Source organism: Streptomyces sp. Act143 (assembly GCF_003143935.1).
Classification (GTDB): domain Bacteria; phylum Actinomycetota; class Actinomycetes; order Streptomycetales; family Streptomycetaceae; genus Streptomyces.
Genome location: NZ_QFRX01000001.1, coordinates 4483728 through 4502832, shown reverse-complemented (window position 1 = coordinate 4502832; position 19105 = coordinate 4483728). Strand labels below are relative to the sequence as shown.

Here is a 19105-nt window from a genome sequence, read left to right as displayed (position 1 = left end):
CAGTAGTACTAGCGTTGCATCAACAGCTAGCAACGCTAGATCCAGCAGGGGGTCATCATGCTCAGCACGCTTGAGGTCGTCACCACCGTGGTCGTCGGGGTGATGGTGGGGGTGGAGTTCGCCGTCGCCTTCGTCATGAACCCGATCCTCAACGCCCTCCCCGAGGAGAGCGGCCAGCAAGGCCATGCCCACGGGGGCCGGATGCTCGGCGCGGTGATGCCGGTCTGGTACATCGGCTCGCTGGTCCTGGTCGGCGTCTGGGCCGTCGCCGCACGGAGCCATGACGGCACCGGCCTCGTCGTCACCGCCGGTGCGCTGCTGGTCCTCAGCGTGGTGATGTCGATCCTGCTGCTGGTCCCGATCAACAACCGCAACAAGACGTGGACCCCCGAGAACCGGCCCGCCGACTGGAAGCAGCAGCTCAACCGCTGGCTCCGCTGGCACTACGTCCGCCTCGCCGTCATCATCGCCGCCTTCGCCCTGCTGGTCACCGCCCTCGTCTGAGCCGGCCCGCGTCCCGTCCCTGACAAGCAAGGAGAAAAACAATGTCGCTGAGGAAGATCAACACCGTTCTGGCCGCCGCCTTCGTCCTCTTCATCCTCTGGTTCGGGACGGAGTTCATCCTGACCCCGGAGGCGGTGGCGCCGACCTTCGGCCTGCCGGCCTGGCCGTCCGGCGACGGCGGCGGCTTCCTGGTCATCAAGGGAATCCGCGACGTCGTCCTGGCCCTGGTCCTGGCCGTCCTGCTGCTGACGGGCCACCGCCGGGCGCTCGGCTGGGCGCTGCTGGTGGAGGCGTTCGCCGCGTACGGCGACATGGCCACCGTGCTGGCTCACCACGGCTCCGTGGCCACCGCGCTGAGCGTCCACGCCCTCACGGCGACGGTGATGGCCGGCACCGGCCTGCTGTTCCTGCGCGAGACCCGCAAGGCCGTGGCCGCCCCGGCGGCGACGCCCGCCCCGCAGCCCGCCTGACGCAGCGACGCCACGCTGCCGCGTGTCAGTCGGTCAGATCGACCCGCACCGTCAGCAGCCCCGCCCCCATCACCCGCACTCCCGCGCTGTTCACCCGGGGCAGGCCGCGCAGCCGCGCGACCGGATCGTCGTCGGGCAGCAGATGGGCGACCCCGTTGTGCCAGCGACCGCGCAGCCGGACCCGTACCCGCGGATCGGCCTTGATGTTGCGCACGTACTGCGACCGTTCGCCGAACTCCGAGACCAGCCAGAACGAGTCACCGACCCGGCGCCCGCCCAGCGGCGTCCGGCGCGGGAGGCCGGAGGTGCGGCCGGTGGTCTCCAGCAGGGTCTGGGTCGGCAGCCGGCGCATGACGGCGTTGAGCCTGCGCTGGAAGGCGGCGACGATCCGGTACTTGCGTTCGTTGTGACGGGGCATGGTTACCAAGTCTGCTGGAGGGGCGGGTGAGGTGGCCGTGCGGGTCGTGACATGGAACCTGTGGTGGCGGTTCGGACCGTGGGCCGACCGGCAGAAGGCGATTCTCGCCGTCCTGCGTGAACTGCGCCCGGACGTCGTCGGCTTGCAGGAGGTCTGGTCGGACCGCCGCACCGGCGAGAACCTCGCGCAGTGGCTGGCCACCGAGCTGAACCTGCACTGCACCTGGGCCCCGTCCCCCGCCCCCGAACGCTGGCGGCGCCGCATAGCCGACGACTCGGTGGACATAGGCAACGCGGTACTGAGCCGCTGGCCGGTGACGGACCGGGCCACCCTGCACCTCCCCGCACCCCAGGACCTGGACGACGGCAGACTGGCCCTGTACGCCCGCGTCGAACCGCCGGGCGGCGCCCCGGTCCCCTTCTTCACCACCCACCTCACCTCCCCCCTCCACGCGTCGGCGGCCCGCTGCCGACAGGTCCGGGCCCTGGCCGAGTTCACCGCCACGCACAGCGCGGGCACCCCCTTCCCGCCCGTCGTCACCGGCGACTTCAACGCCCGCCCCGACTCCGACGAACTCCGCCTCTTCGGCGGCATGCGCACCACGCCGGTCGTCCCCGGCCAGGTCTTCTTCGACGCGTGGGAGTACGCCGACCAGGCCGCCGACGGCACGACATGGGGCCCGGCCAACCCGTACGTCCACCCGGGCCTCGGCCCCGCCGCCCGCATCGACTACATCCACGTCGGCGGCCCGGCGGGCCCGGCGGGGGAGGGCACGGTACGAGGGGTACGACGGGTCGGGCACGGGCCGGTGGCCGGGGTCTGGCCGTCGGACCACGCGGCCGTCGTGGCCGACCTCCAGGGCTGAGTCACCGCCCGTGTGCTACCTTCCCGCGACCATGATCAGCCGCCGCCTCATCCCCGGGTCGAAGACCGCCCGAGCCCTGGCCGTCGCCGCGCTCGGTGCCCTCGCCCTGGTGACCGTGCTCGCCCTCACCGGCTTCTTCGGCCCCGCCGAATACGGCACCGACGAGCGGACCATCGGCGTCGAGGCCGGCGACGACTTCACGCTCACCGTTCCCGCCAGGCCCTGGATGGGCGAGCACTGGTACTTGGCCGCTGAGCCGGACGCAGACGTCCTCGACTACAAGGGCACCCGCGAGGAGATCGAGGGCGCCGACGACGACGTCGTGGGCGGCGGCGACGGCACCGCGTACTTCGATTTCACCGCCCGCGCCAGGGGCACCACCACCGTCACCCTGCTGCACTGCCCCATGGCCCGGTGCAGCGGCGTCGCGTCGGCCCGGGAGACCAGCCCGCCGGTGCCGACGGCCGGCGCGACGGACGAACCCGCCGACGAACCGGCCTACTTCCGGTACGAGATCACCGTCCGCTGACCGGAGGCGGCGACGCCGGCGTCACTGCGTGAAGAGCGACGCCGGGTGACGGGGATCGCCCGAGCAGACGTACAACCCCGCGTGCCCGCCCCGTCCGACCGTCATCCCCAGCGGCTCGCGCGCCGCCCGTCCCGCCTCGCTCATCGGATCAAGTCCCCGTTCCTCCAGCGGCCGGAAGCGGTCCTCCCCGGCCATGTCGTACTCGTACGTGTCGAGTTGGAGGAACAGCTCCAGCGGCGCCCGGCACTTCCCGCACTCCATCGTCTCCGGCAGATCCGTCACGCCCCAGCTCATGCTGCCGCCGAGCTTGCAGCCGGGGATCGTCGAGACGTCGTCCGGCAGACCCCGCTCCTCCCGCCAGGCCTCGTACCGGGCCGCGAGATCCGGCGGGAGTTCCTCGTGCCAGGGGTACTCCGTCAGCCGCTCGGGATGCAGCACGCACGCCCTCGGGACCATGTCCTCGTCCTCACCGGCAAGCGGCTGCCCGTCCGCGCCGAGCGGGTCGGTGACGTCCGCCGCCCGGCGCCAGACGAGTACGCACGCCTGCCCCCACCCCTCCGGATGCGGCTGGTCGTGCCAGTCCGTGCACCACAGCAGTTGCACCAGATCCGTACCGTCCGGGAAGCGGAGCTCCGGGAAGTCCGCCGCCGTCAATTGGGCCACCGGGACCAGTGGGTACGGGCCCAACTGCCGCCCCTTGACGTCCCGGTGCTCACCGCACGACGGCCACGGCTCGGCGGCCGGCCACCACAGCGGGCCGCCGAGGTGGCTGTCGCGCGGCCCCGGTGCGCCCCGGCGTGGGTGCAGCCGTACCGTCGGACGGGCGTACGGCGCCAACTCCGGGACGTCGCGGGCGGGGTCGTGGGAGGCGGGGCCGGTGGTGAGGATCATGCCGGCGACCCTAGATCCTCACGTCTTCCCCGTCCTCCCAGTCCTCCCAGTCCTCCCAGTCCTCCCCGTCTTCCCCGTCTTCCCCGTCCTTCTTGTCCTCCCCGCCCTCACCTGCCCAGGAAGATCGGGTTGGTGAACGCCGCCAGCGCCCCCGGCAGCGGCCCCGCCGCCGTCTCGTGCCGCAACTCGGCCCGTACGTACGCCGCGTAGGCAGGGGTCGTCCGCCACTCCACCACCCCCGACCCCGTCACCGGCAGGGGCGCACTCGTGAACAGCACCCCCTGGTCGGTGACGAACCGCGCGGTGCAGCGCGGCGCTCCGGAGACCTCCAGGCGTACCGTCACCGGGGTGTCCGCGTCCGCCGCCAACCGCCCTCCCACACCGGCGTGCTGTCCCTTGGCGTCGGAGGCCGTGAACGCCAGCGAGACGTTCTTCGACTCCGCGATGTACGACCGCCCGGCCCGGATGCCCTCCTGGATCGCCTCCCGGGTCAGGTCGTCGGCCAGCACCACCGTCTGCGGCGAGCCCACCACGTCCGGGTCCCGGTGCGCGTCGCTGTTGCCCATCGCGGGAATCCAGTCCCGTCCCTCCCGCGCGGACGCCACCAGCATGCTGTCCCAGTCGGCCAGCGCCACCTCGTCGTCGGGCGTGTAGGGCCCGTTCCAGACCTCCACCGCGTCCGCCTCGCCGAAGCCGAACTTCCAGTTGCAGCCGACGCAGGTGGCGTGCGGATGGGCCGGGACGACCAGGCCCCCGGCCCTGCGGATGCGGCGGGCGAAACGGCCGAAGCGGTGGTCGCGGGCCCGGTAGCGCCAGTCGACGAAGGTGCCGGGGTCGGTGCCGAGCGCGACGACATGGCCGTTGCGGGTGGTGATCTCCTCGCCCAGCATCACCAGCAGGTCGTCCCCGGCCACGTCCGCCCAATGGGCGTGCGCGGCATGGGTGTTGTGTTCGGAGGTGTTGATGAAGTCCAGGCCCGCGGCCCGGGCCAGCGCGCCGATCTCGGCGGGGGTGCGGCGGCCGTCGGAGTACCAGGAGTGCAGGTGGCAGTCGCCCCGGTACCAGGCCCGGCCGCGCCCCTTCGCCCGGCCCGGCGGATAGACCGGCTCGACGACGTCACCCGGCTCGCCGTACGTCAGCGTGATCGTGAGCTCGTACGACAGGCCCTGCGGCGCCACCGTGTACGGGCCGAGCGCGATCGACCAGGTGCCCTCGCGCACCGGCCCCGGAAGGTACCCCGGCGTCGCGTCGTCGGCCCGGATGAAGAACTCGCTCCTGGCCCCGCCCGACCAGCCCCGGAACCCCTCGCCGCCCAGCTCGGTGCCCCGCTCGTCGAAGATGCCGATGTCGAGGGCGTTCCCGGCAGTGCCCGTCGGGACGGTCGGGCGGTCGTAGGTGTAGGCGACCTTGATCTCCCGTACGCCGGAGGGGACTTCGACCGGGACGTACACGAAATCGGGGGACCCGGTGGGCAGCGTGCCCCGGATCGTCCTCGTCTCCGTCCCGCCGTCCGCCGCTGAAGCGAAGGTCACGCTTCCCAACGTAAGCGCGGCGGCTGCTCCCGTCACGACGAGTGTGCGTCTTTTGATGTGCTGCTCGTCACCACCCATGCGCTCCACTCTCGGGGACGACAGTGAACTCCCGTGGAAGAAAAGGGAATCAGGGATGACCGGCGTCTTCCGAGGTCGGATGCCGACCAGTCGGTATGGACTTATCGCGTCCGGCGCGGTACAGATGCCCTCATGCGAATCTCCGCCACGATCTTCCTCACCGACGAGACCATCACCCCGACCCGGCTCGCCCGTGAGCTGGAACAGCGCGGGTTCGCCGGTCTCTATCTGCCCGAGCACACCCACATCCCGGTCGAGCGGACCACCCCGTACCCGGCGGGCGGCGAACTGCCGCCCGAGTACGGCCGCACCCTCGACCCCTTCGTCGCCCTCGGCCAGGCGGCGGCCGTCACCGACCGCCTCGGGCTCGGGACCGGCATCACCCTCGTCGCCCAGCACGACCCGATCGACCTCGCGAAGCAGATCGCGACCCTCGACCACCTCTCCGGGGGCCGCTTCACGCTCGGCCTCGGCTTCGGCTGGAACGTCGAGGAGGCCGCCGACCACGGTGTGGAGTGGCGTACCCGGCGGGAGCTGGTGCGGGACCGGATGGCGCTGATGCGGGCGCTGTGGGCTCCGGAACCGACCGCCTACAAGGGGGAGTTCGGCGGCGTCCGGGCCAGCCACGCCCACCCCAAGCCGGTGCGCGGACACCTGGGCCCCCGCACCCTCGTCGGCGGCGCCGCCGGACCGAAGCTCTTCGCCCACATCTGCGAGTACGCCGACGGCTGGATGCCGATCGGGGGGCGGGGGCTGTCGGAGACGCTGCCGGCGCTGCGGGCGGCATGGGAGGAAGCGGGGCGTGACGGGACGGCGCTCCAGGTGGTGCCGTACGCGGTCTTCCCGACTCCCGGCAAGCTCGCGCACTACGCGGAGCTGGGCATCGAGGAGGTGGTGGTGCAGTTGCCGCCGGTCGGCGAGGAGGAGGTGCTGCGCGTACTGGACGGGTACGCCGAGTACCTGTGACCCACCCGCCGTTCCCCTGATCAAACCGAACGTATCCTCGAAGGATGACGACTTCCGCGACCTCCGGAAACGGCTCAGGCCCCACCGACAACGCGATGCGTCGCGCCCTCAAACGCGCCCGTGACGGCGTGGCCCTCGACGTCACCGAAGCCGCGGTCCTGCTCCAGGCCCGCGGCGCGGCCCTGGACGACCTCACCGCGACCGCCGCCCGCGTCCGGGACGCGGGTCTGCAGGCCGCGGGCCGCCCCGGCGTCATCACGTACTCGAAGAGCGTCTTCATCCCCCTGACCCGGCTGTGCCGGGACAAGTGCCACTACTGCACCTTCGTCACCGTCCCCGGCAAGCTCCGCCGGGCCGGGCACGGCATGTTCATGTCCCCGGACGAGGTCCTGGACATCGCCCGCAAGGGCGCCGCCCTCGGCTGCAAGGAAGCCCTCATCACCCTCGGCGACAAGCCCGAGGACCGCTGGCCGGAGGCGCGCGAGTGGCTCGACGCGCACGGTTACGACGACACCATCGCGTACGTCCGCGCGATATCGATCCGCATCCTGGAGGAGACGGGCCTGCTGCCCCATCTCAACCCCGGGGTGATGTCCTGGACGGACTTCCAGCGCCTCAAGCCCGTGGCGCCCTCCATGGGCATGATGCTGGAGACGACCGCGACCCGCCTCTGGTCCGAGCCCGGCGGCCCCCACCACGGCTCCCCGGACAAGGAACCCGCCGTCCGCCTGCGGGTGCTGGAGGACGCCGGCCGCTCCTCCGTCCCCTTCACCTCCGGCATCCTCATCGGGATCGGCGAGACCTACGAGGAGCGCGCGGAGTCCCTCTTCGCGCTGCGCCGCGTGGCCCGCTCGTACCACGGCGTGCAGGAACTGATCATCCAGAACTTCCGCGCCAAGCCGGACACCGCGATGCGCGGCATGCCCGATGCGGAACTCGACGAGCTGGTGGCCGCGGTGGCGGTGGCCCGCCTCGTCATGGGCCCGGCGGGCAACATCCAGGCCCCGCCGAACCTGGTCGACAGCGAGTACGAGCGCCTGATCGCGGCGGGCATCGACGACTGGGGCGGGGTCTCGCCCCTCACCATCGACCACGTCAACCCGGAACGACCCTGGCCGCAGATCGAGGAACTCACCGAGCGCTCCCGCGCGGCCGGGTTCGAGCTGCGCGAACGGCTGTGCGTCTACCCGGAGTTCGTGCAGCGCGGCGAACCCTGGCTGGACCCGCGGCTGCTGCCGCACGTGCGGGCGCTGGCGGACCCCGGGACCGGCCTGGCGCGCGAAAACGCCGTCGTCGAGGGCCACCCGTGGCAGGAGCCGGAGGAGGTCTTCGTCCCCTCCGGCCGCACCGACCTGCACACCACCATCGACACCGAGGGCCGTACGACCGACCGCCGCGACGACTTCGACGTCGTCTACGGCGACTGGGGCGCCCTGCGGGAGGCGGCGGCGCCGGGCATGGTCCCGGAGCGCATCGACACGGACGTCCGCGCGGCCCTGGCGACGGCGGCCGACGACCCGACGAAGCTGACCGACGCCGAGGCCCTCGCGCTGCTGCACGCGGACGGCCCGGCGCTGGACGCCCTGACGCGGATCGCGGACGACGTACGGAAATCCGTGGTCGGCGACGACGTGACGTACATCGTCACCCGGAACATCAACTTCACGAACGTCTGCTACACGGGCTGCCGCTTCTGCGCGTTCGCGCAGCGCCGCACCGACGCCGACGCCTACACCCTGTCCCTGGACCAGGTCGCGGACCGCGCGCAGCAGGCGTGGGACGTCGGCGCGGTCGAGGTGTGCATGCAGGGCGGCATCCACCCCGACCTGCCCGGCACGGCGTACTTCGACATCGCCAGGGCGGTCAAGGAACGCGTCCCCGGCATGCATGTGCACGCCTTCTCGCCCATGGAGGTCGTCAACGGCGCCACCCGCACCGGCCTGTCGATCCGCGAGTGGCTGACGGCGGCGAAGGAGGCGGGCCTGGACTCCGTCCCCGGCACCGCCGCCGAGATCCTCGACGACGAGGTCCGCTGGGTCCTGACCAAGGGCAAGCTGCCGACGGCGACCTGGATCGAGGTGATCGAGACGGCGCACGAGGTGGGCATCCGCTCGTCGTCGACGATGATGTACGGCCACGTCGACCAGCCCCGCCACTGGCTCGGCCACCTGCGCACGCTGGCGGGCATCCAGCAGCGCACGGGCGGGTTCACGGAGTTCGTGACGCTGCCCTTCATCCACACCAACGCCCCGGTGTACCTGGCGGGCATCGCCCGCCCCGGCCCCACCATGCGGGACAACCGGGCGGTGACGGCGATGGCCCGGCTGCTGCTGCACCCCTGGATTCCGAACATCCAGACCAGCTGGGTGAAGCTGGGCACCGAGGGCGCGGCGGAGATGCTGCGCTCGGGCGCCAACGACCTGGGCGGCACGCTGATGGAGGAGACGATCTCGCGGATGGCGGGCTCGTCGTACGGCTCCTACAAGTCGGTGAAGGACCTGATCGCGGTGGCGGAGGCGGCGGGGAGGCCGGCGAAGCCCCGGACGACGCTGTACGGCGAGGTCCCGCAGGAGCGGCAGCAGGCGGCGGCGGTCTCCGACGGGCACCTGCCGGAGCTGCTGCCGGTGCTGGACTGAGGAGAAGGGGGCGGGCGCACGGCAGTACGATGATCCGACCCTGTCGGTGAGCTGAGGAGATACGTGCCGTGCCTGCCTCGAAGGTCTGGGTGACCGGTCTGACGGTGGGAGCGATAGCCGTGGTCGCCGCTCTCGCCGTGCAGGCGGACAAGGGCGCCAAGCCCGAGGCCACGGCCACCCGCCCGACCGCCTCGGCGTCCGCGCGGCCCTCGGCCGGGCCCACGAAGCCGGCGGCGACCGCGGTGCCGGACGGCTCCGGCACCGGCCGCCGCATCGTCTACTCGCTCGGCGAGAAGCGGGTGTGGCTGGTCGACGCGAGCGACGCGCCCCGCCGCACCTTCACGGTGTGGCCCGGGACGGTCAGCCCGGACCCCGGCACCTACAAGGTCGACGTCCGCCGTGACGCCACCACCGGCTCCGACGGCGTCAAGATCGAGCACATCGTCTACTTCGCCAGCAAGTCCGGCCTGTCGATCGCCTTCTCCAACGCGGTGGACGGCTCGTCGCCGCCCGCCGTCGCCTCGGGCACGCGGACCAGCGGCATCCGCACGAAGAAGGCGGACGGCTCGGCGCTGTGGACGTTCGGTGAGACGGGCACGGCCGTCGTGGTGGTCAAGTAGCCCCGCAGGGACTGCACTTGGGCCGCCGATCTCCGTACGGTGACCGGATGGACAGCTCCGTCGTCTTCAACATCGTGACCACGGCCATCGCGGTCGTCGCCGTGGTGACCTCCGTCGTCTTCAGTGCCCGGCAGGCCCGCATCGCGAAGCACGCCAACCACATCTCCGTGATGATCGACCTGCTCGCGGAGTTCCGGTCGGCGGACTTCCACCGGCAGCACGACTACGTGACCATGAGGCTGGGCGCGGAGCACGACCCGCAGGCGGGCGTGCGCGGGCTGCCCGACGAGGCGAAAACGGCCTTCTACGGCGTCGTGTACTACTACCAGTCCTTCGCCAACCTCGCCGTCTTCGGGCTGCTCGACGAAACCCTGCTGGCCACGGTCCTGCGCACCCGGATCGTCTCGGTGTGGGAGGCGGTCCGGCCGTTCGTGGAACGCGAGCGGGAGCTGCGCGGCGAGGGCGGCGGCGGAACGTACCTGTCGATCTTCGAGGAGCTGGCGGGGCGGGCGGCGCAGTTGCCGCCGGAGCACGTCCGCGACCGGATGACCGAGATCCGGCGCAGACGCACCCGCGGGCTGACCTGACTCAGGCGTCCCGCGCCTGCGCCCCGGCGGACAGCTGGACGACCAGCAGCACCACCCCGCTCAGCACGAACACCCGCAGGGCGGCGTCCAGCCCGTTCCAGTCCGCCGACTGCCACATCGCGAACCACTCCCCGCCGATCGCCATGAACCCGGCGCCGAACAGGAGCATGACCATGAGCAGGCCGTAGGTGGCGAAACGGCGGCCACGCAGGTCATCCCGCCGGGCGAGGAGCCAGGTGCCGTAGCCCAGGACCAGCGCCGAGACCGTCTCCCAGACGATGATCGCGACGTACGCCGCGTCCTGAAGTCCCTTGGTGGTGACGGCCCGCCACATCAGGTCGTCGTCCCTGAAGGTCGTGTCCATCGCCAGGACATGCCGGACGAACTGCTGGTTCGTCCCGAAGTCCGTGATGTTCCCGAAGGCCACGAGGGCCATGTAGAGGGCGACGGTCGCGGTGAGGAGGGTGCTGGTGAGGTGCAGTGCGGAGCGTGGGGGTGTGGTGGCCATGGCGATCATTTTTCCCTGTGGGGGCGGGACCCCGCCGTACGCATTGAGCCAGAATGACGGGGAGCCGCCGCAGCGAGGGGACACACGGGGATGGCGCAGCCGCCGGGATGGGTGCCGGATGACGACGGGTTCGTCGGCCGGGAGGCCGAACGGGCCGCTTTCCTGGGCAACTTGGACCTGCCGCCGGACGCCCCGGACCACTGCCGCCGCTTCCACGTCCGCGGCGACTCCGGTGTCGGGAAGACTTTCCTCGTCGAGGAGCTGAAGAGACTCGCCCGCGACCGCGGAGCGCTCACGGCGTACGTCGACGAGGACACCGGGAGCGTGCCGGACGCGCTGGACGTGATCTGCCGTCAGTTCGCGGCACAGGGTCGCAGGCTGAAGCCGCTGGAGCGCCGGCTGGCCGTGTACCGGGAGCGGCGGCGGGAGGCGGAGGCGGCGCTGCGGGCGCAGGAGCCGGAGCCCACGTCCGCCGGGAGCCGGGCCGCCGTCGGACTGGGCCTGGGTGTCCTGGAGACCGCCGTGCCGGGGGGCGCCCTGCTCACCCGGGCGCTGCCCGCCGACCTGATCGCCCAGGGCGCGGACCGGCTGCGGGCCGGCCTCAGCACCCGCTTCCGCAACGCCGACGACATCGACCTGGTCCTGCACCCGGAGGCCGCGCTCACCCCGGTGCTGCTGCGTGAACTGCGCGCCGCTGCCTCCGCCGTGTCGCGGATCGTCCTGTTCTTCGACACCTACGAGAGGACCGGGCCCTTCCTGGACCCGTGGCTGCACGGCCTGTTCCGCAAGACGGACGAGCACGGCGGCCTGCCCGACGAGGTCGTCGTGGTCACCGCGGGCCAACTGCCCCTGCCGACGGGCCGCTGGAACGGCTGCGTGGAGCTGCCGCTCGCCCCGTTCACCGACGCCGAGGCGCGTCGGCTCCTCGCCGGGAAAGGGGTCGTGGCCGAGCCGGTGGTCGCCGAGGTGCTGCGGGTGACCGGCGGCCTGCCCGTCCTCGTCTCGACCCTCGCCGAGAAGCGGCCGGACGGCCTGGATCAGGTCGAGGATCCGAGCGCCGGTGCAGTGGAGCGGTTCCTCCGGGCCGAGCCCCTCGCCCGGCACGACGTCGCCCTGCTCTGCGCGCTGCCGCGCTGGCTGGACGGTGACGTCTTCCGGGTCCTGGTCGACCTGCCGGACGGTGAACTCGGCGCCCAGTACCGGTGGTTGCGGGGGCTGCCGTTCGTCGGGGAGCGCGGCGGACGCGTCCGGTACCACGACGTCGTACGGGAGCCGATGCTGCGCCAGGAGCGGCTGCACTTCCCGCACCGGTGGCGGGAGCGGCACCGGCGGCTGGCGGCGGCGTTCGCCGCATGGCGGCAGGACGTGGCGGACGGACTGGAGCCCGACGGTCTCTGGACGGACGAGGAGTGGCGGGCCCTGCGCCTGGAGGAGACGTACCACCTGCTGTGCGCCCGGCCGGCGGCCACCCTCGCCGGCGCGCTGCGGCTGTTCGTCGAGGCCTGCCGCGAGGACGAGGTCGAAGGGCGCCGCTGGGCCCGCATGCTCCAGGACGCGGGGGGTGCCACGGACCACACCCCGTCGGCCGACTGGGGCGCGGAGCTGGGCGGGGCGCTCGACGGCGAGGGCGGCCTGGGCCGCGCACTGGACCTGTTGCTGACCCGCCCGGGTCTGGACCCGCGGGGCCGGGCGGCGGCGCATGCGCTGCGCGGCCGCGAGTGGCGTCATGACCGGCAGTACGGGCGGGCGCTGGAGGAGTACGACCGGGCGATCGAGCTCGCCCCCGACACCGTCCTCGCCCATTACGGCCGGGGCCTCACCCTCCAGCTCATGGGCGACCACCCGGCCGCCCTGACCGCCCTCGACCGCGCCGACGCACTGTCTCCCGACACCGGCTGGATCATCGCCGAGCGCGCCGAGACCCACCGGCTGGCGGGCCGGGTCGAGGAGGCCGTCGCCGGCTTCGACCGGGCCATCGCCCTCGACCCGACCGATGCGGGCGCCCTGACCGGGCGGGCCGTGTGCCGGCATGCCCTCGGCCGGTACGACGAGGCCCTCGCCGACTTCAACCGCTCGTTCGCCATCGACGACAACCTGTGGACGCTGATCCGCCGGGCTCGGCTCCGCAGCGACCGGGGCGAGCCGGAGCAGGCGTTCGCCGACTTCGACCTCGCCGTCTCGCGCGCCCCGGACGTGGCCTGGGTCGCCTCGGAGCGGGGCGACGCCTACCGGCTGGCGGGCCGCTACGAGGACGCCGTCACCGAGCTGGGCCGGGCGGTGGCCGTGGACCCGGACCATGCTTCGGCGTGGGCGAGCCGGGGCACGGCGCTGGGTGAACTCGGCCGTGCGGAGGAGGCGCTGGCGGACCTGGACCGCGCGATCGCACTGCGGCCCGGATACGCCTGGGCGCTGGTGATGAGGTCGCGGGCGAGGTATGTGAACGGCGACGAGGCCGGCAGGTTCGCCGACCTGGAGGCGGCCTCGGCGGCGGCCCCGGACGCGTTGTGGATCCGCCGTGAACTCGGCTCGGAGTACCTGGACGCGGGCCGCCACGAGGAGGCGATCACCGCGTTGCGGCACTGCCTGGACCAGGACCCCGAGGACGCCAGCTCCTGGGCGATCCTCGGCATGGTCCACCGCGTCCGCGAGGACCACGCCGAGGCGCTGCGGCACCTGGACCGTGCGATCGCCCTGGCTTCCGACTACGGCTGGGCGTACGCCCAACGGGCCCGCGTGGGACTCGCGACGGGCCGCACGGACCAGACCCTCGCGGACCTCGACCGCTGCGTGGACCTGGGCAGGGAACCGGACTGGGCCCGCCGTACGGCCGTCGAGCTGCTGATGCTCTGCGAGCGCTGGGAGGAGGCCGAGGCCCGCCTGACCGACGGCATGGACGACCTGGCCCTCGAGCTGCACCGCCACGCGGGCCGCTGGGCGGAGGCCCGCCGCGTCGCCGAACGGATGCGCACCGGTGACGAACCGGTCGCGGGCACCTTCGAGGCCGCCCTGACCGTGAGCAGAGCGGAAGGCCTGCCGGCGGCGGCCCCGCTGTGGCGGGAGCTGGTCCGCCTGGTGGAGGAGGGCACCGGTCTGAGCCCTCTGCAGCACGCAGAGGCCCGCTGCTTCACCGGCTGCGCCCTCTCCGACCGGCCCACCGCCGAGCGTGGCGTCGCGGAGGTCCTGGCGCTGAACCCCGACTGGGAGTCCCTGGCCAGCCTGGCGTCCATCCTCACCGACCTCAGAGACAGCGAGGGCGCGGACGTCCCCGCGGTCACCGCCTGTCTGGAGCCGGTCGTCGCGGCCAGGGACGCGGTGCGGGCGCGGTACGACGGGTGCGACAGGGCCGGGGGCGATACCTGACCACCCGAGCCCAATACCGACCACTCGGCACACACTCCGCATACCGATTCGCCCCCTGAACTGACCGTTCCCGGTCGATTACAGTGCTGAGCTGTCGTGCGTCCGAGCGGTGCCGTGGGGAGGTCTTGGTGGGTGTGACAGCCGGGGCCGTCTGGGGGCGGGTGGAGCAGCAGGACTTCCGGAGCCGGGTCCGCGGCACCCTGCTCGGGGCCGCCGTCGGTGACGCGCTCGGGGTGCCCGTCGACCGGTTCGATCTCGCCGCCATCCAGGAGACCCACGGCGCGGAAGGCGTCGTCGACCTCGCCGCCGCCTACGGCAGACGCGGCGCCGTCTCCCATCTCACCCAGCTCACCCTCTTCTCCGTCGACGGGCTCATCCGCGCCCAGGTCCGCCGCGACACCGGCGCCTGGCATCCGCCGACCGACCTGCACCGCGCCTATCTGCGGTGGGCCGCCACCCAGCGGGACTGGGGACCCGACGAGCGGCGCAAGGACGACGGCTGGCTGGCCCGGGAGGAGTGGCTGTACGCCCGGCGCGATCCCGCCCGCTCCCTCCTCATCGGCTTCGGCGACGACATCATGGGCACCCTCGACGCGCCCAAGAGCCCCGGCGAGGCCGGGCCCGAGGCCGCCGCCCGCTCCGCGCCCTTCGGGCTGCTCGTCGGCTGGGAGCCGCAGCTCGTCGTCCAGCTCGCCGTGGAGTGCGCCGCGCAGACCCACGGGCACCCCGTCGCCTGTCTCACGGCGGGCGCGTACGCCGCCGTCGTGCACGGACTGGCCCGCGGCGAGAGTCTGGACGCGGCCGTCCAGCAGACCCTGGTCCTCATCGCCGCCCGGCCCGGGCACCAGCCCGTGTCGGAGGCGTTGCAGCACGCGCTGGGCGCCGTCCGGCAGGGGATGCCCACCCCCGTCCGGGTGGGGGAGCTCATCGGGGCGGGCACCGCCGAGGGGCTGCTCGCCGCCGCCGTGTACTGCGCCCTGGTGAGCGAGGACGTACGGCACGGGCTCTGCCTCGCCGTCAATCACGACGGCCCCTCCGCCGCGACCGGCGCCCTCACCGGCGGCCTCCTCGGCGCCCTGCACGGCGAAACGGCCCTCCCGCCGGCCTGGCTGGCCGAGCTGGAGGGCCGTCCCACGCTGCTGGAGCTGGCCGACGACTTCGCGATGGAGATGACCCAGGGGCCGGCGCTGCACGGCCCGGCGGGATCGTCGCCGGGCTGGCTGGCCCGGTATCCGCGGGGCTAGGCCGGACCTAGTCCTTCACCGGCATACGGTCCGCAGGGCCCGCCGGTGTCGGGATCGCCGCCGCCATCGTGCCGTCGCCGTCCGTGTTGATCTTCTCGATGATCGCGAGGCGCTCCGGGGTGTCCTCCGGCTTGAGGAAGCCGATCAGGATGTAGAGGACCAGCGACACCGCCAGCGGGACCGAGACCTGGTACTGGAGCGGGACTCCGCCGTCCACGTTCCAGTTGATCGGGTAGTTGACCAGCCAGAAGGCCAGCAGCCCCATCGACCAGCTGGTCAGCGCGGCCGTCGGGCCCGAGCGGCGGAACGGGCGCAGCAGGCCCAGCATCATCGGGATGGCCATCGGGCCCATCAGACCGGCGACCCATTTGATGACGACGGTGATGATGTCCTTGAAGGTGGGGGAGTTGACCTGGGTCGCCGCCGCCATCGACAGGCCGAGGAAGACGACCGTCGTGATCCGGGCCACCCGCAGCCCCTGGCCCTCGCTCCAGGCCCGCGCCCGCCGCCACACCACCGGCGCGCAGTCCCGGGTGAAGACGGCGGCGATGGCGTTGGCGTCGGAGGAGCACATCGCCATGGTGTGGGAGAAGAACCCGACGATGACGAGGCCCAGCAGGCCGTGCGGCAGGAGCTGTTCGGTCATCAGGCCGTAGGCGTCGGAGCCGTCCGGCTTCTGCGACTGCACCAGCAGCGGCGACAGCCACATCGGGATGAAGAGGACCACCGGCCAGACCAGCCACAGCACCGCCGACAGCCGCGCCGAGCGCTCCGCCTCGTGGGCGCTGCCCGTGGCCATGTACCGCTGGGCCTGGTTGAGCATGCCGCCGTTGTACTCGAAGAGCTTGATGAAGAGGAAGGCGAGCAGGAAGACCGTGCCGTAGGGGCCGACCAGCGGCTCGCCGTGGCCCTTCAGCTGCGGCTCGTCCCAGGCGCCCCAGAAGCCGATGCCCTTGTCGTTCAGCTCCAGGACCACGGCGATCAGCATGGCCACACCGGCCAGCAACTGGATGACGAACTGGCCGAGTTCGGTCAGCGCGTCCGCCCACAGACCGCCGATCGTGCAGTAGACGGCGGTGATGGAGCCGGTGATGAGGATGCCCTGGTTCAGCGAGATCCCGGTGAAGACGGACAACAGGGTCGCGATCGCGGCCCACTTGGCGCCGACGTCCACGATCTTCAGCAGCATGCCGGACCAGGCCAGCGCCTGCTGCGTCTTCAGGTCGTAGCGGTTCTTCAGGTACTCCAGCGGGGAGGCCACGTGGAGCCGGGAGCGCAGCCGGTTGATGCGCGGCGCGAACAGCTTCGAGCCGATGGCGATGCCGAGGGCGATGGGGAAGGACCAGGTGACGAACGAGGTGACGCCGTAGGTGTAGGCGATGCCCGCGTACCCGGTGAACATCACCGCGCTGTAGCCCGACATGTGGTGCGAGATGCCGGAGAGCCACCAGGGCATCTTGCCGCCGGCCGTGAAGAAGTCGCTGACGTTGTCCACACGCTTGTGCGACCACACGCCGATCGCCACCATCACGCCGAAATAGCCGATGAGCACGGCCCAGTCGAGACCGTTCATGTGCGCCCTCCCAGGGGTTCGACCCGGCGCTCATCGTGGGCGCTGCCGCGTGAACACGACAAGCGTGCGTAAGGTCAAGGGGAGGTAAATTCATTCGGCATACTGGCCTCTGTTCATCTACATGAACGTCACCGCATCAGCTCCCCCGCGTTGACCAGCAACGACTGCCCCGTGATCGATCGTGCCCGGTCCGACGCCAGGAACACCGCCGCGTCCGCTACATCCCCGTCCGTGGCGAGATCGGGCAACGCCATCCGCTCGGTGAGCCGCTTCAGCACCTCGGGCTCCCCGACCCCCTCGGTGTGCGCGGTGAACTGCACGTACGCCTGCACCGGCGGCCCCCACATCCAGCCCGGCAGCACCGTGTTCACGCGGATGCGGTACGGGCCGAGCTCCCGCGCCAGCGAGTACATCGCACTCGTCAGCGCACCCTTCGAGGCCGCGTACGCCGCCTGCCGCACCTGCGAGGGTGCCGCGACCGAGGACTGCGTGCCGATGAACACCACCGAGCCCCCGCACCGCTTCAGCGCCGGCAGACAGGCCCGCGTCATCCGCAGCGACCCGAGCAGGTTCACGTCGATCACCGACTGCCAAGTGGTGAAGTCCGCGTCCTCCAGGCCGCCGAAGTGGCTGTCCCAGGCCGCCACATGGACCACCGCGTCGATCTGCCCGAACCGCTCCTCCGCCAACTCCGCGAGCGCCGCGCACTGTTGCTCGTCGGTGATGTCGGTGGAGAGATACGCGGTGTGCGCGCCGTCCGGGTCGATGCCGGCGGCGGACTTCGCCAGGTTCGCCTCCGTGCGCGCCCCGAGCACGGCGTTCCCGCCGTCCCGTACGACGGCGGCGGCGACCTGGTGACCGAGGCCGGCCCCGACACCCGACACCACGACGGTCTTCCCCGAGAGCAATGACATCGACGTCCCTCCGGTCCTGGCTCTGGCGCATCATCTGACGGAGCGTCAGAGTATGGGCGACCGGAGGAAAGGGGAACCGCATGAGCGACGACACCCGCAGCGAGACGTACGCCGAGCTGGCCGCCGTAGGCCCCTACGGGGTCCGCCCGGGCCACGCCCTGATCACCATGGTCGAACCGCACCCGGGCCACGAGTACGCCTACAACCGCTGGTACGAGGACGACCACTACTACGCCGGCGCGATGGCCATGCCCTGGATGTACGCCGGGCGCCGCTGGGTCGCCACCCGGGACCTCCAGCTCCTGCGCTACCCGGAGAAGTCGGCGGTGGCCCAGCCGGTGACCGCCGGGTGCTACCTCTCGACGTACTGGATCACGGACGGCCGCTACGCCGACCACATGAAATGGACCGTCGGGATCAACAAGCGGCTGAACCGGGACGGACGGGTCTACCAGGACCGGACACACGTCTTCACGGCGTTCCAGGACCACGAGGCGACCGTGTACCGGGACGGGGCCGCGGGCCCGCGCGACCACCACGCGCTCGATCACCCCTACGCGGGCCTGGTGGTCGAGGTGATCGACGCCGAATCGGCCGCGCAGCGCGCGGAGTTGCTGGAGTGGCTGCGCTCCCGGCACCTGCCGAAGCGGATCGCGGGATCACCGGCCGCGATGGTGACCGTCTTCCGGCCGACGCCGCTGCCCGGCGACCGGATGACCTATGTGAAGCAGGTCGAGGGCGTCGACACCCGGCTGACCCTGCTGTGGTTCCTGGAGGCGGACCCGCGGGACTGCTGGGAGCAGTACTTCACGGGCCTGGACGGGCCGGTGGCGGAGGCGGGTCTGGGGAGGGTGGAACTGGTCGCGCCGTTCATTCCGACGGTGCCGGGAACGGACAAGTACGTGGACCGGCTGCGCTGACCCGGACCGGCCGGGTCAGGGCACAAGCCGAGCCCCCTCGGCAAGGACGGCGAGCTGGACGAGAGGGCTCTTGGACGGTGCTTGTGAAGTTGTGTCGTAACCGATCACTCGATCACTCGATGCCCGATGGCTCGATCTTCTGTACCGAACGGCCGACTTGCCCTACGCCTTGACCGAGCCGACGAAGGCGGTCCACGCGTCCGCGGGGAAGGCCAGGGTGGGGCCGTCCGTGACCTTCGAGTCCCGGACGGCCATCGCCGCGAGAACCGGGGACTTGATCTCGACGCACGCGCCATTGCCCTGCGAGTAGGAGGACTTGACCCACTCGTCCGTGACGCCCTGCTTGATTGCCATGTTCGCTCCGATAGCCAGTTGCTGAGTTGCTGTCACCGTGGTGTGCGTCTGTCTCCGGCTGCACGGCACGGTTTGCGCCAACGTTGTTGCTTGATGGCGTGATCGACGCTACTCGCCAACATCGGAGTGCGGAGGG

At 71.9% G+C, this 19105-nt stretch carries 18 protein-coding genes; 11 read left to right on the top strand and 7 right to left on the bottom strand.

All coding sequences use genetic code 11. The features are described from left to right. The first annotated feature begins 57 nt into the window (after window positions 1-57). On the top strand, window positions 58-504 hold the full coding sequence (locus tag DI272_RS20250) for a DUF1772 domain-containing protein (RefSeq protein WP_109496727.1): 447 nt from the start codon (window positions 58-60) through the stop codon (window positions 502-504). Between the two features lie 41 nt (window positions 505-545). Continuing rightward, window positions 546-974, top strand: coding sequence for a DUF4267 domain-containing protein (locus DI272_RS20245; protein WP_109496726.1), 429 nt, complete (start codon window positions 546-548; stop codon window positions 972-974). 25 nt (window positions 975-999) lie between these two features. On the opposite strand, the gene DI272_RS20240 is transcribed toward DI272_RS20245, so the two are convergent. Then, window positions 1000-1392 carry a nitroreductase/quinone reductase family protein gene (locus DI272_RS20240; protein ID WP_109496725.1) on the bottom strand — a complete coding sequence of 131 codons (393 nt, stop codon included), beginning with the start codon at window positions 1390-1392 and terminating at the stop codon, window positions 1000-1002. A 37-nt stretch (window positions 1393-1429) separates the two neighbouring features. On the opposite strand from DI272_RS20240, the gene DI272_RS20235 reads away from it, so the two are divergent. Together DI272_RS20235 and DI272_RS20230 are read left to right on the top strand one after the other, a co-directional pair. Further along, on the top strand, window positions 1430-2257 hold the full coding sequence (locus tag DI272_RS20235; RefSeq protein ID WP_258314612.1) for an endonuclease/exonuclease/phosphatase family protein: 828 nt from the start codon (window positions 1430-1432) through the stop codon (window positions 2255-2257). A gap of 31 nt (window positions 2258-2288) precedes the next feature. Continuing rightward, window positions 2289-2786 carry a protease inhibitor I42 family protein gene (locus DI272_RS20230; protein ID WP_109496723.1) on the top strand — a complete coding sequence of 166 codons (498 nt, stop codon included), beginning with the start codon at window positions 2289-2291 and terminating at the stop codon, window positions 2784-2786. 21 nt (window positions 2787-2807) lie between these two features. On the opposite strand, the gene DI272_RS20225 is transcribed toward DI272_RS20230, so the two are convergent. Further along, complete coding sequence (locus DI272_RS20225) at window positions 2808-3677, bottom strand: hypothetical protein (protein ID WP_109496722.1); 870 nt, start codon at window positions 3675-3677, stop codon at window positions 2808-2810. Between the two features lie 107 nt (window positions 3678-3784). Further along, complete coding sequence (locus DI272_RS20215; RefSeq protein WP_109496721.1) at window positions 3785-5287, bottom strand: CehA/McbA family metallohydrolase; 1503 nt, start codon at window positions 5285-5287, stop codon at window positions 3785-3787. 132 nt (window positions 5288-5419) lie between these two features. On the opposite strand from DI272_RS20215, the gene DI272_RS20210 reads away from it, so the two are divergent. The 4 genes from DI272_RS20210 (at window position 5420) to DI272_RS20195 (ending at window position 10096) form a co-directional block, all read left to right on the top strand. Next, window positions 5420-6253, top strand: coding sequence for an LLM class F420-dependent oxidoreductase (locus DI272_RS20210; protein WP_109496720.1), 834 nt, complete (start codon window positions 5420-5422; stop codon window positions 6251-6253). Window positions 6254-6297: 44 nt separating this feature from the next. Beyond that, entirely contained in the window at window positions 6298-8889 is a 2592-nt protein-coding gene (locus tag DI272_RS20205; RefSeq protein WP_109496719.1) for a bifunctional FO biosynthesis protein CofGH, read from the top strand. A 68-nt stretch (window positions 8890-8957) separates the two neighbouring features. Further along, complete coding sequence (locus DI272_RS20200; RefSeq protein WP_375138052.1) at window positions 8958-9509, top strand: hypothetical protein; 552 nt, start codon at window positions 8958-8960, stop codon at window positions 9507-9509. Window positions 9510-9556: 47 nt separating this feature from the next. Beyond that, window positions 9557-10096, top strand: a complete 540-nt coding sequence (locus DI272_RS20195) for a hypothetical protein (protein ID WP_109496717.1) — start codon at window positions 9557-9559, stop codon at window positions 10094-10096. Between the two features lies 1 nt (window position 10097). Here DI272_RS20195 and DI272_RS20190 read toward each other — a convergent pair whose 3' ends face one another. Beyond that, entirely contained in the window at window positions 10098-10604 is a 507-nt protein-coding gene (locus DI272_RS20190) for a DUF2165 domain-containing protein (protein ID WP_109500938.1), read from the bottom strand. A 90-nt stretch (window positions 10605-10694) separates the two neighbouring features. On the opposite strand from DI272_RS20190, the gene DI272_RS20185 reads away from it, so the two are divergent. Together DI272_RS20185 and DI272_RS20180 are read left to right on the top strand one after the other, a co-directional pair. Then, on the top strand, window positions 10695-13964 hold the full coding sequence (locus DI272_RS20185) for an ATP-binding protein (protein WP_109496716.1): 3270 nt from the start codon (window positions 10695-10697) through the stop codon (window positions 13962-13964). Between the two features lie 128 nt (window positions 13965-14092). Further along, complete coding sequence (locus DI272_RS20180; RefSeq protein ID WP_109496715.1) at window positions 14093-15208, top strand: ADP-ribosylglycohydrolase family protein; 1116 nt, start codon at window positions 14093-14095, stop codon at window positions 15206-15208. 7 nt (window positions 15209-15215) lie between these two features. Here DI272_RS20180 and DI272_RS20175 read toward each other — a convergent pair whose 3' ends face one another. After that, a complete protein-coding gene (locus tag DI272_RS20175; RefSeq protein ID WP_109496714.1) occupies window positions 15216-16781 on the bottom strand; it encodes a sodium:solute symporter family protein in 1566 nt (521 codons plus the stop codon). 128 nt (window positions 16782-16909) lie between these two features. Further along, window positions 16910-17695, bottom strand: coding sequence for an SDR family oxidoreductase (locus tag DI272_RS20170; RefSeq protein ID WP_109496713.1), 786 nt, complete (start codon window positions 17693-17695; stop codon window positions 16910-16912). An 80-nt stretch (window positions 17696-17775) separates the two neighbouring features. Here DI272_RS20170 and DI272_RS20165 point away from each other — a divergent pair, with 80 nt between their 5' ends. Beyond that, a complete protein-coding gene (locus tag DI272_RS20165) occupies window positions 17776-18615 on the top strand; it encodes a hypothetical protein (RefSeq protein ID WP_109496712.1) in 840 nt (279 codons plus the stop codon). Between the two features lie 162 nt (window positions 18616-18777). Here DI272_RS20165 and DI272_RS20160 read toward each other — a convergent pair whose 3' ends face one another. Beyond that, window positions 18778-18969, bottom strand: a complete 192-nt coding sequence (locus DI272_RS20160) for a DUF397 domain-containing protein (RefSeq protein WP_059196003.1) — start codon at window positions 18967-18969, stop codon at window positions 18778-18780. Window positions 18970-19105: the final 136 nt, after the last annotated feature.

Bases quoted from the DNA above. Each gene is read 5' to 3' on its own strand.
- DI272_RS20170 (WP_109496713.1), bottom strand. From the start codon at position 17,695: ATGTCATTGCTCTCGGGGAAGACCGTCGTGGTGTCGGGTGTCGGGGCC.
- DI272_RS20240 (WP_109496725.1), bottom strand. From the start codon at position 1,392: ATGCCCCGTCACAACGAACGCAAGTACCGGATCGTCGCCGCCTTCCAG.
- DI272_RS20175 (WP_109496714.1), bottom strand. From the start codon at position 16,781: ATGAACGGTCTCGACTGGGCCGTGCTCATCGGCTATTTCGGCGTGATG.
- DI272_RS20195 (WP_109496717.1), top strand. From the start codon at position 9,557: ATGGACAGCTCCGTCGTCTTCAACATCGTGACCACGGCCATCGCGGTC.
- DI272_RS20245 (WP_109496726.1), top strand. From the start codon at position 546: ATGTCGCTGAGGAAGATCAACACCGTTCTGGCCGCCGCCTTCGTCCTC.
- DI272_RS20190 (WP_109500938.1), bottom strand. From the start codon at position 10,604: ATGGCCACCACACCCCCACGCTCCGCACTGCACCTCACCAGCACCCTC.
- DI272_RS20185 (WP_109496716.1), top strand. From the start codon at position 10,695: ATGGCGCAGCCGCCGGGATGGGTGCCGGATGACGACGGGTTCGTCGGC.
- DI272_RS20215 (WP_109496721.1), bottom strand. From the start codon at position 5,287: ATGGGTGGTGACGAGCAGCACATCAAAAGACGCACACTCGTCGTGACG.
- DI272_RS20210 (WP_109496720.1), top strand. From the start codon at position 5,420: ATGCGAATCTCCGCCACGATCTTCCTCACCGACGAGACCATCACCCCG.
- DI272_RS20250 (WP_109496727.1), top strand. From the start codon at position 58: ATGCTCAGCACGCTTGAGGTCGTCACCACCGTGGTCGTCGGGGTGATG.
- DI272_RS20230 (WP_109496723.1), top strand. From the start codon at position 2,289: ATGATCAGCCGCCGCCTCATCCCCGGGTCGAAGACCGCCCGAGCCCTG.
- DI272_RS20225 (WP_109496722.1), bottom strand. From the start codon at position 3,677: ATGATCCTCACCACCGGCCCCGCCTCCCACGACCCCGCCCGCGACGTC.
- DI272_RS20165 (WP_109496712.1), top strand. From the start codon at position 17,776: ATGAGCGACGACACCCGCAGCGAGACGTACGCCGAGCTGGCCGCCGTA.
- DI272_RS20205 (WP_109496719.1), top strand. From the start codon at position 6,298: ATGACGACTTCCGCGACCTCCGGAAACGGCTCAGGCCCCACCGACAAC.
- DI272_RS20160 (WP_059196003.1), bottom strand. From the start codon at position 18,969: ATGGCAATCAAGCAGGGCGTCACGGACGAGTGGGTCAAGTCCTCCTAC.